The organism is Asticcacaulis machinosus (assembly GCF_028550435.1).
GTDB lineage: Bacteria > Pseudomonadota > Alphaproteobacteria > Caulobacterales > Caulobacteraceae > Asticcacaulis > Asticcacaulis machinosus.
The window spans coordinates 968,910-981,136 of record NZ_JAQQKV010000001.1 but is presented as its reverse complement, the minus strand read 5'-3'; the positions used below and the strand labels follow the sequence as shown (position 1 = coordinate 981,136).

17 protein-coding genes and 2 tRNA genes are annotated in these 12,227 nt (G+C 57.6%); 4 read left to right on the top strand and 15 right to left on the bottom strand.

Annotated features, from left to right (window positions below):
• The first annotated feature begins 103 nt into the window (after positions 1-103).
• Positions 104-180: transfer RNA gene (locus PQU98_RS04730), tRNA-Arg, on the top strand.
• Position 181: 1 nt separating this feature from the next.
• On the opposite strand, the gene PQU98_RS04725 is transcribed toward PQU98_RS04730, so the two are convergent.
• The gene (locus tag PQU98_RS04725) at positions 182-958 is read right to left on the bottom strand and encodes a response regulator (RefSeq protein ID WP_272743728.1); all 777 of its coding nucleotides are present in this window, start codon (positions 956-958) and stop codon (positions 182-184) included.
• A gap of 178 nt (positions 959-1,136) precedes the next feature.
• On the opposite strand from PQU98_RS04725, the gene PQU98_RS04720 reads away from it, so the two are divergent.
• Positions 1,137-1,985: a helix-turn-helix domain-containing protein gene (locus PQU98_RS04720; protein ID WP_272743727.1), complete on the top strand. Its 849-nt coding sequence runs from the start codon at positions 1,137-1,139 to the stop codon at positions 1,983-1,985.
• On the opposite strand, the gene PQU98_RS04715 is transcribed toward PQU98_RS04720, so the two are convergent.
• The 4 genes from PQU98_RS04715 to PQU98_RS04700 all read right to left on the bottom strand — a co-directional run bounded on the left by PQU98_RS04715 (position 1,969) and on the right by PQU98_RS04700 (position 6,778).
• Positions 1,969-2,730 (bottom strand): polysaccharide deacetylase family protein, encoded by a 762-nt coding sequence (locus PQU98_RS04715; RefSeq protein ID WP_272743726.1) that lies wholly within the window; start codon positions 2,728-2,730, stop codon positions 1,969-1,971. The genes PQU98_RS04720 and PQU98_RS04715 overlap by 17 nt on opposite strands.
• Complete coding sequence (locus PQU98_RS04710) at positions 2,727-3,677, bottom strand: glycosyltransferase family 2 protein (RefSeq protein WP_272743725.1); 951 nt, start codon at positions 3,675-3,677, stop codon at positions 2,727-2,729. The genes PQU98_RS04715 and PQU98_RS04710 overlap by 4 nt, the downstream gene beginning before the upstream one ends.
• A gap of 2 nt (positions 3,678-3,679) precedes the next feature.
• Positions 3,680-5,137: a lipopolysaccharide biosynthesis protein gene (locus PQU98_RS04705; RefSeq protein WP_272743724.1), complete on the bottom strand. Its 1,458-nt coding sequence runs from the start codon at positions 5,135-5,137 to the stop codon at positions 3,680-3,682.
• Positions 5,138-5,233: 96 nt separating this feature from the next.
• The gene (locus tag PQU98_RS04700; protein ID WP_272743723.1) at positions 5,234-6,778 is read right to left on the bottom strand and encodes an undecaprenyl-phosphate glucose phosphotransferase; all 1,545 of its coding nucleotides are present in this window, start codon (positions 6,776-6,778) and stop codon (positions 5,234-5,236) included.
• Between the two features lie 237 nt (positions 6,779-7,015).
• Between PQU98_RS04700 and PQU98_RS04695 the strand changes: the two genes are divergently transcribed.
• Positions 7,016-7,107 (top strand) — tRNA-Ser (locus PQU98_RS04695).
• Between the two features lie 148 nt (positions 7,108-7,255).
• Positions 7,256-8,491: a tyrosine-type recombinase/integrase gene (locus PQU98_RS04690; protein ID WP_272743722.1), complete on the top strand. Its 1,236-nt coding sequence runs from the start codon at positions 7,256-7,258 to the stop codon at positions 8,489-8,491.
• Here PQU98_RS04690 and PQU98_RS04685 read toward each other — a convergent pair.
• Genes PQU98_RS04685 through PQU98_RS04640 form a run of 10 tightly spaced genes read right to left on the bottom strand, consistent with a single transcriptional unit; the run spans position 8,421 to position 12,160 of the window.
• On the bottom strand, positions 8,421-8,606 hold the full coding sequence (locus PQU98_RS04685) for a helix-turn-helix domain-containing protein (RefSeq protein ID WP_272743721.1): 186 nt from the start codon (positions 8,604-8,606) through the stop codon (positions 8,421-8,423). The two genes, PQU98_RS04690 and PQU98_RS04685, sit on opposite strands and share 71 nt — an antisense overlap.
• Positions 8,603-9,325 (bottom strand): hypothetical protein, encoded by a 723-nt coding sequence (locus tag PQU98_RS04680; protein WP_272743720.1) that lies wholly within the window; start codon positions 9,323-9,325, stop codon positions 8,603-8,605. The genes PQU98_RS04685 and PQU98_RS04680 overlap by 4 nt, the downstream gene beginning before the upstream one ends.
• A complete protein-coding gene (locus PQU98_RS04675) occupies positions 9,322-9,609 on the bottom strand; it encodes a hypothetical protein (RefSeq protein WP_272743719.1) in 288 nt (95 codons plus the stop codon). Before PQU98_RS04675 ends, PQU98_RS04680 begins: the two co-directional genes overlap by 4 nt.
• Positions 9,606-10,436, bottom strand: a complete 831-nt coding sequence (locus PQU98_RS04670; RefSeq protein WP_272743718.1) for a hypothetical protein — start codon at positions 10,434-10,436, stop codon at positions 9,606-9,608. Before PQU98_RS04670 ends, PQU98_RS04675 begins: the two co-directional genes overlap by 4 nt.
• Positions 10,436-10,906 carry an ASCH domain-containing protein gene (locus PQU98_RS04665; RefSeq protein WP_272743716.1) on the bottom strand — a complete coding sequence of 157 codons (471 nt, stop codon included), beginning with the start codon at positions 10,904-10,906 and terminating at the stop codon, positions 10,436-10,438. Before PQU98_RS04665 ends, PQU98_RS04670 begins: the two co-directional genes overlap by 1 nt.
• Entirely contained in the window at positions 10,903-11,181 is a 279-nt protein-coding gene (locus PQU98_RS04660; RefSeq protein ID WP_272743715.1) for a hypothetical protein, read from the bottom strand. The genes PQU98_RS04665 and PQU98_RS04660 overlap by 4 nt, the downstream gene beginning before the upstream one ends.
• A gap of 2 nt (positions 11,182-11,183) precedes the next feature.
• The gene (locus PQU98_RS04655) at positions 11,184-11,396 is read right to left on the bottom strand and encodes a hypothetical protein (protein ID WP_272743714.1); all 213 of its coding nucleotides are present in this window, start codon (positions 11,394-11,396) and stop codon (positions 11,184-11,186) included.
• Positions 11,393-11,536 carry a hypothetical protein gene (locus tag PQU98_RS04650; RefSeq protein WP_272743713.1) on the bottom strand — a complete coding sequence of 48 codons (144 nt, stop codon included), beginning with the start codon at positions 11,534-11,536 and terminating at the stop codon, positions 11,393-11,395. The genes PQU98_RS04655 and PQU98_RS04650 overlap by 4 nt, the downstream gene beginning before the upstream one ends.
• Positions 11,533-11,838 (bottom strand): hypothetical protein, encoded by a 306-nt coding sequence (locus tag PQU98_RS04645; RefSeq protein WP_272743712.1) that lies wholly within the window; start codon positions 11,836-11,838, stop codon positions 11,533-11,535. Before PQU98_RS04645 ends, PQU98_RS04650 begins: the two co-directional genes overlap by 4 nt.
• A complete protein-coding gene (locus PQU98_RS04640; protein ID WP_272743711.1) occupies positions 11,819-12,160 on the bottom strand; it encodes a hypothetical protein in 342 nt (113 codons plus the stop codon). Before PQU98_RS04640 ends, PQU98_RS04645 begins: the two co-directional genes overlap by 20 nt.
• Positions 12,161-12,227 lie beyond the last annotated feature (67 nt).

Below are 12,227 nucleotides of genomic sequence, written 5' to 3'. Positions count from 1 at the left end.
TATAGTCCATATGAAGATTGACGGGCTGCGCACAGTTATTTCACGCGGGCGAGCCGGGCGGACTTCTCAAAGCCTTTGCGCCTGTGCTAAGGCGTGAGCGCGTGGCTCCGTAGCTCAGCAGGATAGAGCAAGGCTTTCCTAAAGCAGAGGTCGGGGGTTCGAATCCCTCCGGAGTCGCCAATTAATCCAGCATGGCCGGATCGCGCAGCATCAGGTCAACCAGTTGCGCCAGATCGGCCGGGTCAAAGGGTTTTGACAATTGCGCATCGGAGCCCATCTTTCGGCTGATGCTTAAGGCCTCTTCGCCGCTGATTTTGGTATCAAGGCCTGCGGACATAGCCACGACCTTGACCTGAGGCCAGGCGGCCTTGATCTCACGGATCCCGCGCAGGCCCCCGATGCCCGGCATGAACAGTTCACACAGCACCAGATCGACCTGCGCCAGTTCAACATAACCGAAGGCGTCCTCCATGCTGGCCGCGTCCGACACCCGATAGCCTGCGGCCTCTAAGGTGTTGCGCGCCACGGTTCTGATCGGGTCACTGTCGTCAATCACAAGAATATGCGGGCGGCGCACGGCAGCGCCCTTGTCGAATGAGATGTCAAGAATGTCACTCATCTGATCTGAGGTGAAGGGTTTGCGCAGGACGAAATCGGCTTTGGTCAGTCTGGCTCTGGTCAGGGTCTCTTCGATGTCTTCCTGAGGCGATCCGGCGGTCATGACGATGATGGGGGCAGACGGTGCCAGTTGCCGGAAGCGGCCGACCTGTAACAGGGCATTATAGGGGCCGACAAAAACATCCAGAAATACCGCCTGCACCGGTGTGTGTGCCAGTACCTGACCCGCTTCGCGCAGGGTTTCAAAGTGTTGGCATTGCCAGCCCTGGGCCTCGATCATCAGGGCAATAATCCGGGCCTGAGTGGGGCTGTCTTCGACAAGGGCGGCCATTGGACGCATCAACAGGCACCATATGCGGTGATGCTTATGCTGAAGCTGAGCGTTTCAGGCTGTGCTCCTCGCGTTTTCATCATGCTGTTTTCCCCTTTCACCTATAAATCGCTAGACTTTTCAATTTGATCATGGGTTAAGCGCGTGATCACAAACGCACCTGATTGTGTTTAGTCTGGGTATGGGGATGACGGTGGGGGTTGAAACTATTGCTGAGATTGCGCGTGAGGCACAGGCTTTGGGGCATCATCCGATGTTTGAGGCTGCGCTGTATGAATATACCGGAGATCTTATCCGGTTTCGCAAAAGCCAGCGTCATTTCAACAAGATCATATCTCAGCAATTCCGGTTCCGGGTCATCGGCCACCTGCTGCATCTGCACGGCCAGAGATATGGGGCTGCGGCTGGAGGTGGCGCGACCTATACCGAGCTGGCTCAGGCGTGCGCTAACTTCAACAGCAGTCCGCGCCACCTGAAAACCATGCTGGGGCTGATGCAGATCATGGGGCTGGTCAGCAAGATGCCGGATACCCAAGACCGGCGGCGTAAATTCTACGTGCCGACGCCGAGGTTATTGGCCTTTGTGCGGCGCCGGGTCATGTGCGCGGCGGTCAGCCTTGATATTCTTCATCCGCGTGCCCGCTACAGCCAGACCCTGTTGGATGATGAAGATATGGTGGTGCGGGTATGGGCTACTGGTGGAGAAGAGTTTGCGCTGGGCCCGGCTATGGCGGAGGCCATGCCGCAGTTCCATCCGTTTTTCCGGGGCCGCGAAGGGGCGGCGCCGTTGATTTTTGCCATCATGCACGCTGATTTCCGCAACGTGCCTTGCCCCAGCCGGTCGGCGATTGCCGCGCAGTTTGGCCTGTCAAAGACGCAGACGACCCATCTGATCAGCGAGGCTGTGGAACTGGGGCTGGTGGCGCTGACGGATACAGGCGCCCCGTGTGCGACGGATTTACTGCGTGATAACTACCGTCGGCTGGTGGCGTTTGAACTGGCCTTTTTTGCCCGCCATATCAGGCCGCCCGCCTGATCCCTTTGGCATAGGTGACAATCTCAAAATCATGGTCGCGTGCGGCCTTCACAAGGCTTTCAAAGGTTTTGATGGTGCAGCCCCAGGTGCTTGGGGTTTCGCGGACATCGTGGGTGTAGAGCACCAGCCAGCTATCCGGAGTGGCGCGGGCGGCCTCTAACCATTTGAGGCCGTTGGCTTCGCCATCAGCGCCTTCGATACCGATGGCCGGGGCCTGATTGAGGTCGGTGCCGGTGGTGATCAGGCCGTGATGCAGGGCGCGGGCCGAAGTGTAGGTATTGTTTAGTACCGCTTTGGCCTGAGGCGAGACATCGCCATACGGATAGGCGAAGGTGCTGATGCCGGTGATACCCAAAGCCGCTAACGCGGCGCGGTTGTGCGCCAGACTTTGGGCAATGGTTTTGGCATCCGCCCGTCCACAATCAAGATGCTCATAGGTGTGGCAGGCGATTTCATGGCCGCGATCGGCAAGTTGGCGCACTTCATTGCCGGTGAGGTACTTTCCCAGATGGCTTTCATTACCCATCAGACCGGTCGAGATAAAATAGGTGCCACGCGCGCCGTAAGCTTCCAGAATCTGCGCCCCTTCGGTGAGCGCAGACTGCGGGGCATCATCAAAGCTAAAGGTGATCAGGGGGCGTTTCAGCCCTTCAAGGCGGGCCGGTTTACGATAGATCAGCTTTGATACCCGCCGCCGCAATTTGCCGTACAGCGAGCGGTCGGCGCTATAGATGGCCTCGCTCATAGGGCGTTTGCATAGATGCTGGCGCGAAAGAGCCGCAGGGCAAACGCGCGGGCTTTCAGCGGCAGGCTTTGGCTTTGCACTGTCGATTTCAGCAGGCCACGCAGCACCTTGCCAAACGGTAACGCCTTGATCAGGCGGGCCATCTTATAGCTGGGATAACGGGTGACGATCTCAGGGTGCTTACGCACCACGCGGGCGAAATTGGCGCCGGACTGCTCATATTTCGACAGCAGGACATCGGCGGTATCAAGGCCCATGTGGGTGGCTGTGTTGTCGATATGATCAATGCCGAAATCGGCCGAGACGCGCATGGCCCATTCGACGTCTTCCCAGCCCCAGCCACGGAACTCCGGGTCAAAGTCATGGGTTTTAAACACGTCCTTGCGCACCAGCAGGTTCGACGTGAACACATATTTTTCAGGCGATTTCAAGCGCTCAGCGGCATCCAGGCAGTCGCTGTGGCCGGCCATCTGGGCATGGAGGGCAAAGGCTTTGGATTTCGGGGCCTTCAGCAACGAAAACCCGCCAAACACGACGGGGGCCTCAGCGCGGGTCATATCGACCCAACGCTCCAGAAAATTGTCCTGATCCGGCAGCATGTCGGCATCGAGAAATAGCACATAGGCCCCACGCGCGGCATCCACCAGACGATTGCGGCCCTTGGCGCGGCCGACATTGTGCTTAAGCTCGATAAAACAGATGGCGATATTCAGGGTATCGAGCAGGTCCATGACCTCAAGGCTCAGGTCCGGACGGCGTGATCCGTCATCCAGCAGAACGACCTCGACCTCATCGCGCACGTCACCGGCAATGGCATTCAGCGCCTTCATCAGTTCGGCAGGGGATTCGCGGAAAAACGGGATAAGTACCGACAGGCGCGGGGTCACGCGCTCATGCACGCTGTTGAAAATCAGCGTCGCTTCGATATCGAGGCGGGTGTCGTGCATGATCATACGCCGAATTTAGCGCGAAATAGATTATAAAATCTTAGTAAGTGTGCCCGAATACCGTGCAAATTGCAAAAATACGCGCAAAATCCGTAAATAATCGCGCCTGTGGCTGATTTTAGCACCAGTTCGATGATGCCGCCATGTGACGGCAGAGTGGCGATTACGGCCATCATCGCGGCTGTACACAGGGCTGTTTTGGCGAGATCCGCAGCAGGGACGGGCAAGGGCAGGGTGCGCAGGCCCAATAGCCACGACCCGATCAGGCCCGCGCCAAAACTGAGGGCGCATGCCCACGCCGCCCCGATCAGGCCCATGCGTGGGATCAGCAACACATTAAGCGCGATATTGGCCACCGCCGGGATCAGCATGGCGACTACCAGCAGGCGGGTCTTCTTGGCCAATGTGAACGCCTGAAGGAAATAATAGGTATTCAGCCCCGAAAACAACGCCCCTAAGGCCACGAGTGTGGTGATGCTCAAGGCCTTGGCGCGCAGGTCTTCGCCGATCATCAGTTCGCCAAAGGCGGGAGCGACCATAATCAGGCCTCCCACAGCCGGAAACAGGATAAAGCTCATGGTTTTGATCTGCTCGGCGGCGGCGGTTTTCAGCGCCTTTTCGCCGCCGGTTTCCAGAGCGTGGACCATAGCTGGTGTGCCTGCGGCTCCGAACCATATGAACAGCACATCCAGTATGCGCGACGCCAGGCTGTAACCGGCATGATAGGCGCCGGCGTCGGCCTCACTCAGATAATGTGCGATTAGGAACCGGTCGGCGGTATATAGCGCCAAGGTCAGCACCAGTGAGGCGGCAATCGGAAAACCATAGTGGGCGTAAGATTTGGCGCGTTCAGCATCAAACCGGCCGCGGACGGCGCGGCCCCAGTCTTCGCGGGCAAAGGCCGGCAAACAGAGCAGGGCAATCACCGCCGCCCCCAGCAAGGGCGATCCGCCGCCGGTGCCGAGCAGCGCAAACATAACCCCAAACCCGAACCCGCCTGCGGTTTGCAGCATATCAAGAATGGAGGCTGAACCTACGCGGCCTTCTGACCGGCGTTGTTCCTGCACCAGTTTGATCAGGCTACGGAACACCACGGCCCCAAGTCCATAGGCGACCGCGATTTTGAGGGCCGGATCATTACCCGCGGGCCATAACCACAGGCCGAGTCCGCAGATGACGGCAAACACGACGGTTACAAACGCAAACAAGCGATAGACACTGCCATAGAGGGCCGGTGCATGTGGATCGGTTTTGGCCTCGGCCGGATAAAAGCGGGCCATCGCGGCTTCCAGCCAGGTAAAACACACGGTCTGGGCCAGAGACGACACCCCGAACGCCAGCGCATAACGGCCATAATCTTCCGGCGACAGGATACGGGTGAACACCATCAGAGTGGCGAACCCGATCACCCCTTGCAGAATATTGGCGGGCAGATAACCGATCAGGCCTTTACGGAACATGGGCGTATTTTGTGGCCATATATCGTGAATGATCGGACGATTGTGTCACGCAAACCTTTAAAAGCCTTGAACGGCCAAGGTGTTATATCCGCATACTTAACGGATCGCCTTACGATCACCCAGTATACACGGCAGCGTCATCATCATAATGTAGAGATCGAGCCACAGCGATTGCCGCTCAATATAGTCGACATCCAGACTAATCCGGCGGCGGACATCGTCAGCATTATGCAGCGGACCGCGTGAGCCATTGACGGCGGCCCAGCCGGTCATGCCGGGCTTCATGCGGTGGCGCCAGGCATACTCAGCCACCAGACGGGCTGACTCGTCCGGGCCGGTCTTCATGCCGATCGCGTGGGGGCGGGGGCCGACCAGAGACATTTCGCCCATGATGACGTTGAACAATTGCGGTAGTTCATCAAGGCTGGTCTTACGGATAATGCGGCCGATACGGGTAACACGCTCATCACCGGCGGTGACCTGCTGCGACGCGGTGGCATCTTCGGCATCCTTGCGCATGGAGCGGAACTTCCACACCATGATTGGCTCATTATTAAAGCCGTGGCGGCGCTGACGGAAAAAGACCGGGCCTTTGCTGTCCAGCTTGATCAGAATGGCGATCATGGCCATGACCGGCGCAAATACGACCAGGGCGGTCACGCCGACGATCATGTCCTGAACCCGTTTGTTAAAGGCGCGCTTATCGTCTTCGGTAATGCCGGAAACCCGCGCCAAAGGCTGATCGGCCATACGCGACAGGGCGGCTTCGCGGCCTTCGTCATTATGCACGTCGACCAGCAGAGAGACTTCGTTCGGCAGGCTTTTCAGGCGGGTGATAATGTCTTTGACGCGGGCCTTGGCCGACGGGTCAAGCGCGACTACGATCTGATCGACATAGGGGGTGATCTTGTGGCTCAGCAGCGCCTTGGTGTCGCCCAGCACCGGCACGCCCAGAACGGTGTCCGGGTTACGCGCCAGCCGGTCGTCAAAAATGCCTAAGATATTGACATCGCGCCGTGCCAGAGCCCCGTCAATCAGGCGCTGGGCGTGTTTGGTGGCCCCGACAATGACGATATTCGGCGTCAGCCGACCCTGCTTGCGCCAGCGCGCGACGGTGGTGAACCACAAAAGATGCAGCAGGCTGAAAAACGCCAGAGAGGCCATCGTCCACATTTCAAGCGCATAGGGTACGATGCCAGGCTCCAGCGTCAAGCGGGTAACGGCAAAGCCTGCTGCGGCGCCAAGGCCAACAGATGCCGCGACTTTTAGCAGGCGCTCCCATAGCTTTTCCGTGCGATTAAGCCGGTAAAGCCCAAACGCTGACAGGGTCATGGCCACCACCAGAGTGGCCACGAGGAAAGGCAGAACCTGCCCGACCGGTAAACTTAGCAAATTGCCGCGCGATTCGGCGCGGACGCCCAGAAACCCAAAGAAAATCAATGCGCATATATCGACCATGCGGAAGACATAGGCGGCCCAGTAACCGCTTTTGCGCTCCCGCAGTGACACCAGCCGCTGGGGACGGAAGGGCCCGCGGCGCACATGCAGGGCTTCGGTCAGGCGCGCACGCTCTGCATCAGGCACCTGACGGTGGCTGTGGCCCGTTTTGGCCGCGTCGGGCCGGATTAGGTCGATGAGCATAGGAGGGCGTAACCATCACAATTTTATTTTATGCCAAGGGATATCACGCATCCCTTAGAGTCACGTTAACGCACATTGTTCAGGCGAATTTACTCAACTTTTAATTGCTTTTTTAATGCCCGAAGTGGCGCGTCAATAGCAGATAAGGCTGATTGTCCCTAAGCTTAACAGCGACATGTGCACAATTTATCTCAGGCCGTTGCCTTTTTGAAACGAACGCGCTAAATCAGCGATAACGGAGACGTGGCCGAGAGGCTGAAGGCACTCGTTTGCTAAATGAGCGTACCCCTAAAAGGGTACCCAGGGTTCGAATCCCTGCGTCTCCGCCATCCAACTTTCCGCCGCGAACCGCCCTTGAACTAAGTGGCGGTTTTTTATTGGCTTTTTTCGCTTGCGCTTTCCGTATGTTTCCGTATCGTTCCGCCGCTATCCGGCATGAAAGTATGGGCTAAAGTATGGGCGGGGAAGATTAATCTGATGGCGGCGCGTGTTTCAAAGCGACTGACAGCTATGGGCGTGATCAAGATGAAGGCCCCTGGGCGGTACGCCGATGGCGACGGGCTTTATTTGCATGTGCGCGATTCCGGCTCCAAAACGTGGATTTATCGGTTTCGGCAAAATGGAAAATTACATGAAATGGGGCTGGGAGCTGTTGCTGATGTCGATCTCAAATCCGCCCGCGAACTGGCCTATGAAGCCAAAAAATTGCACAAGCAACGGCTAAATCCGATTATTGAGCGTAAAACCGGCGGTCTGATCAAGTCCAGCATACCTACGTTCGGGCAATATAAAGAAAGCTATATCGCCGGGATCGAAGATCAGTGGAAAAATGACAAGCACCGGGCGCAATGGAAAATGACACTTGATGTCTATGCCTCCCCGCTCCACAAGCTTAAAATTACCGACATCACCACAGCCGATATCCACGCCGTCTTGCTTCCTATCTGGTACGACAAGCCCGAAACCGCCTCGAGGCTTCGGGGACGTATCGAGAAGGTACTTAATGCCGCCAAGACTGAGGGTTTTTATACGTCTGAAAATCCCGCCCGCTGGAAAGGTCATCTTGAAAACCTATTGCCTCCCCGCAAAAAGCTGACACGCGGCCATTTTGCGGCCATGCCCTACATTGAACTGCCCGCCTTTGTGCAGGATCTGCGCAATAGGGATGCGGTTACTGCGCGGGCTTTGGAATTTCATATATTATGCGCCAGCCGCCCCGGCATGGTCGAGGCCATGACCGATGATGAAATTGACTGGGATGAAAAGCTGTGGGTGGTTCCGGCGGCAAAAATGAAGCTTCCCCGCGATCATATCGTGCCGCTGAGTGAGAGAGCGTTTGTGATTTTAGGGCAGCTTAAACCCTTCATACGCCAGCATGTGGTGTTTTGGGGGCAGAGACCGGGGCGACATATCTCAAGCAATGCCCTGAGGGCTTTAATGCAGCGCATGGGGGTCGGTCATTACACACCGCACGGTTTTCGATCCAGTTTCAGGGACTGGGCTGGAGATGAGACTGACCATTCTGAGGAAACCGCTGAACATGCGCTCGCCCATTCGGTTGGGGATGATACCCAAAAAGCTTACAGGCGGGCCACGGCGTTAAGAAAGCGACGGCAATTGATGGCAGACTGGGCAGCGTACCTCAATGGGACGCCGCCTCAATCAGACGCTTCGCCTCGGTCGCCGGAATTAGGCGGCGACCGAAGAGGGTGATGGCTTTGATTTCGCCGGTCTTTATCCGCTCATAGACCGTGGTTTTGCCAAGGCCGGTCACTGCGCAGAAGTCTTTGATGGTGTAGGACACCGGAGGCATAGGGATGTCGGTCATATGTTAATGTCCTCCGGGCGGAAGTGGCGGGCCTTGGCACCGACGGGGATGGGGAGGCCGGTATAGGTGCCGGTGTAACCGCGCTCATAGACAAAGAAGGCGTATTCCTGCGGCTTTGAGCACTTGGCGTTATACTCGCCCAGTTGCATGGGGGCGCGCTCGGCCAAGGGCAAAAGGTAACGCAGATTGCCCGCCGCGTTATGGTGGTGCAGTTTTTGGCGCTCCTGACCGAACAGGAAGCCGCTACGGGCCAGAATGATCACATAGTCGCAGGATTTTTGGGCCTGCCTGACGATCCGTTCGGCCATGCCTTTGAGGGGCTTATCAAAGGGCGGGTTGGTGAAACAGATATTCAAGCTCTGAGGCATCCCCTCAAAGGTCAGAGCATCACGGACACAGTATCCCTTTCCCCAGTCATAGACATCAGAGGGTATTACCGGGTCGAAAATTTCACGTAAGGGTGCGACCATGTGGCCAAGGCCCGCGCACGGTTCATAGATCACTACGCCTTTGGGGATATCAGGCCAAGAGGGAAACAGGATCGGGCCTAAGACTTCCCAGAGCGCGCGCACCGTCCACGGGTGCGATGGGAAAAGCTGCAGGTGGTTGGCGCGGTCGAAGAATTCCACGCTTTTGAACATATCGGATTGATAGCCGCCGATAGGGGCGGGGCGGTGCTGTTCAGACACCGCCTTGCCTTTGGAGGTCGGGCGCATCATGCGGCACCTGCCTTTACGCGGTTAGCGTAGGCGATCTGGTCAGACGATGGGCGCAGATGAATGAACAGTGGCCTGCGTGCCGGATTTAAAGGCTCAAAGCGGAAAGCGGAAAATTCGACATGGTCGCCTCTGTCATCACGAACCAGAACGTATTGGTCTCCATATTGAGACTGAGCCATAACGCCGCTATATATTTTGCCCAATGTCAGGCCACCTCCCCACTGACTATGGACGCATTTGAGCGCCATAACGGCGGGTAATAGGGGTTTGCCAAAAGCGCTCATGCGGCACCGCCGGTCGCGGTGACCATTTTCCCGGCGTCGGCAAAATGATCGTTCTTTGCGTTTTCTGCAAACAAGGCCGGTTCTTCGCAGAAAATACCGCAATCTGGCATCCGCAAATACTTCATTGGCCTGCCCTTGGCATGAGCCGGCAATTCATCGAGTTGTATGCGCTGGCCCTTATATTTGACCAGTTTAACGCCCAAACGCCGCGACATTTCGGCGCGCGCTGCGAAGACATCAGGGTAAACCACGCGCGTGAGGTTCCAATATGTCGGTGACTGCGCCTTTACACACCCCTGGCAGTTCGCATTGTCGAACCCATCGAGGTAACCCTGCGGGAGTTTAAGGCCCGCATCGGTTACTGCATCAAAGCAGTCGGCCTTGGTCAGCCCTGCTTCGATTAGCACGGGCAGAACATTGGCGCGTTCAGTCAGGACAAATCGATCATGGCGCGTTTTCTCATCCGCTGCGAAACCGAGGACGTGCCAATCAACCTGATTTTCTTTTTCCCAGTGCTGGCGGGCTTGTTTTTTCAGGCCGCGAGTGCAGGGCGCACCGTTGATGCCGGACATGTAGCGTTCTTTTTCCCAGACATCGACGGCAGAGCAGGTCGGCCATTTGGGATTGATGGCCTGTTCAATAGGCCTGCCCAGCCAAGCCGCGACATCGAGCAGAAATCGGAGGTTATCAGGGCCTTCCTCAATGACGGGATTATTGACGATCCGCACATCATGGGTATCGCCACATTGTTCTATGGTCAGTTTTGCGGCTATGGCGCTTGGTGCGCCACATGAAAACCAGACCGCAATGGTTTCGCGGTTGCTCATTAGTCAGCCTGTTGGATTGAGGTGAGAAGGGAGGCCCTGCCGGTCGAGCGTTCGATCCGGTCGCGCCAAGGAAAGAGGCCAAGGGCTCCGCGTACCGGGATGAAATCGACAGGGCGGACGTTTTCGAGCACCCAGCCATAGGGGCCGGTGAACCAAGGGCTGTCGGACTCGGTGACGAAATCTGTGACCGTGGCCACGGCGACAATGCCGCCGTGGCGGGCATCGTTCAGGATTGTGTTTTGACGGCGCAGGCAGTCGCGCGGTGAAGCCAGAGGTGCGGCCTTATCGATGAATTCAAAGGCGTCGGTCATTTCGTGGCGCTTCATGCCCAATGCCGCATGAATGCAGATATCAAAGGGTAAAAAGCTGCGCGGACGCCACGAGCGGTTTTCGATGTCTTTGCCGAGGTTCATGATCGCGTAGGCCCACGGCTGACGGATCGACAGGGCGAGTTTGGGAAGGTCAGTCATGCGGCAACTTTCATAAGTGAGATGATGACGGTTATCAGGAGGGCTACGGCCCCAGCGGCGGCTGCGAACGGCAGCAATGGGTGGTCGTCGCAGTACAAATGAGGTGGGGGTGGCGTCGGCTTTTCCGGTGGGGCGGCAGGCTGAACGATGCCGGTTTGCTGAGCCGTGAAACGGGCATGGCAAGCGCGGCACATGTTCCAATCGTCCTGACCGAAGAAGGTGGCTTCGTCGCCGCACAGGGTGCATTCGGTGTTCGGGGTGAAGGGGGCGGTCATGGTTATGCGTCCCCCGGCGATGTGAGTACGGACGGTGAATCTTGGCGGGCGATGGCCGCCTTAAGCTGATCGAGCATGGGCTTGGTCATATGGATCGTGCCCCCGTCGAGGACGTAATGGGCGTCATCGACAAAATGGATCGATTGACCGACCGAAACCGGCGTGCCGCTATCAACCACCTTGATCTGAATTCCAGAGAGGGCGGGGACGATCATGCTGCACCGCCTTTCAACGCCGAGCGGATCGGAACGCCGGTGCAGGTGAAGCCGGTCAGGGGCTTAAGGGACTGACGAAGGCAGGCGCGGCAGACAAAGCGGCCGAGTTTATGGTCAGGTTGGCAATTATGCTGTTTCATGCGGTTTTCCTGTGGTGGCCGACCGCGATCAGATCGCGGAAGGTGATGTCGCCCCAGATCAGGGCCATGTAGACGGGGACGGTTTTGCCTTCGGGGCGGGCGCGAACTTCGATACCGTCGCCGTCGCCAAGCGGAACGGTGCGGAATTCGAGCGCATGGCGGGGGCGGTTGAGACGGTCGGTGATCAGTTCCACAACTTCCGCTGGTGACCAGTAGAGCCGCCAGTCATAGGCCCGCCCGCAAGGGGCGTCCTCAGTGAAGTGGACGGCAATGCCGCCTTGGTCAGAAAGGGATTTCGTCATCGAGATCGACCTCCGTTTTTGGCGGGACGGGGATGGATTTCGATTTCACGAGAACACGCTGCGCGCGGGCGCAGGTCAGCGGGCCATACACATAGAAGGGCTGGTCAGGGTTAATGTCTGCCAGTCGTTGGGCCTCGGTTTCGGCACTGGCTATGCTGGCGTGATGATAGTTAGGCTGGCGTCCGTTGGGGTTCCAGACCAGCCAGCCGGGATGTGCCGGGGCCGGTTGGTCGGCGTCGTCAAGCTGCGCGTTAGCTTCGGCCATAACCTCAGCCGTTGGCCGACCGCTGACAGCGTTGGCCTGCATTTTTTCAACGGCCATTTTATGGGCAGTGATGGATATCCTGCCCTCATCAAATCCTTCTTTGCGCGCGGCATGGATTAGTAGG

Excerpts from the sequence above, each read along its gene's own strand:
- PQU98_RS04705 (WP_272743724.1), bottom strand. The coding sequence starts at position 5,137 with ATGTTCCGTAAAGGCCTGATCGGTTATCTGCCCGCCAATATTCTGCAA.
- PQU98_RS04640 (WP_272743711.1), bottom strand. The coding sequence starts at position 12,160 with ATGGCCGTTGAAAAAATGCAGGCCAACGCTGTCAGCGGTCGGCCAACG.
- PQU98_RS04685 (WP_272743721.1), bottom strand. The coding sequence starts at position 8,606 with ATGACCGACATCCCTATGCCTCCGGTGTCCTACACCATCAAAGACTTC.
- PQU98_RS04725 (WP_272743728.1), bottom strand. The coding sequence starts at position 958 with ATGCGTCCAATGGCCGCCCTTGTCGAAGACAGCCCCACTCAGGCCCGG.
- PQU98_RS04720 (WP_272743727.1), top strand. The coding sequence starts at position 1,137 with ATGACGGTGGGGGTTGAAACTATTGCTGAGATTGCGCGTGAGGCACAG.
- PQU98_RS04660 (WP_272743715.1), bottom strand. The coding sequence starts at position 11,181 with ATGACCGCCCCCTTCACCCCGAACACCGAATGCACCCTGTGCGGCGAC.
- PQU98_RS04675 (WP_272743719.1), bottom strand. The coding sequence starts at position 9,609 with ATGAGCGCTTTTGGCAAACCCCTATTACCCGCCGTTATGGCGCTCAAA.
- PQU98_RS04710 (WP_272743725.1), bottom strand. The coding sequence starts at position 3,677 with ATGCACGACACCCGCCTCGATATCGAAGCGACGCTGATTTTCAACAGC.
- PQU98_RS04670 (WP_272743718.1), bottom strand. The coding sequence starts at position 10,436 with ATGAGCAACCGCGAAACCATTGCGGTCTGGTTTTCATGTGGCGCACCA.
- PQU98_RS04700 (WP_272743723.1), bottom strand. The coding sequence starts at position 6,778 with ATGCTCATCGACCTAATCCGGCCCGACGCGGCCAAAACGGGCCACAGC.
- PQU98_RS04645 (WP_272743712.1), bottom strand. The coding sequence starts at position 11,838 with ATGACGAAATCCCTTTCTGACCAAGGCGGCATTGCCGTCCACTTCACT.
- PQU98_RS04650 (WP_272743713.1), bottom strand. The coding sequence starts at position 11,536 with ATGAAACAGCATAATTGCCAACCTGACCATAAACTCGGCCGCTTTGTC.
- PQU98_RS04690 (WP_272743722.1), top strand. The coding sequence starts at position 7,256 with ATGGCGGCGCGTGTTTCAAAGCGACTGACAGCTATGGGCGTGATCAAG.
- PQU98_RS04715 (WP_272743726.1), bottom strand. The coding sequence starts at position 2,730 with ATGAGCGAGGCCATCTATAGCGCCGACCGCTCGCTGTACGGCAAATTG.
- PQU98_RS04655 (WP_272743714.1), bottom strand. The coding sequence starts at position 11,396 with ATGATCGTCCCCGCCCTCTCTGGAATTCAGATCAAGGTGGTTGATAGC.
- PQU98_RS04680 (WP_272743720.1), bottom strand. The coding sequence starts at position 9,325 with ATGATGCGCCCGACCTCCAAAGGCAAGGCGGTGTCTGAACAGCACCGC.
- PQU98_RS04665 (WP_272743716.1), bottom strand. The coding sequence starts at position 10,906 with ATGACTGACCTTCCCAAACTCGCCCTGTCGATCCGTCAGCCGTGGGCC.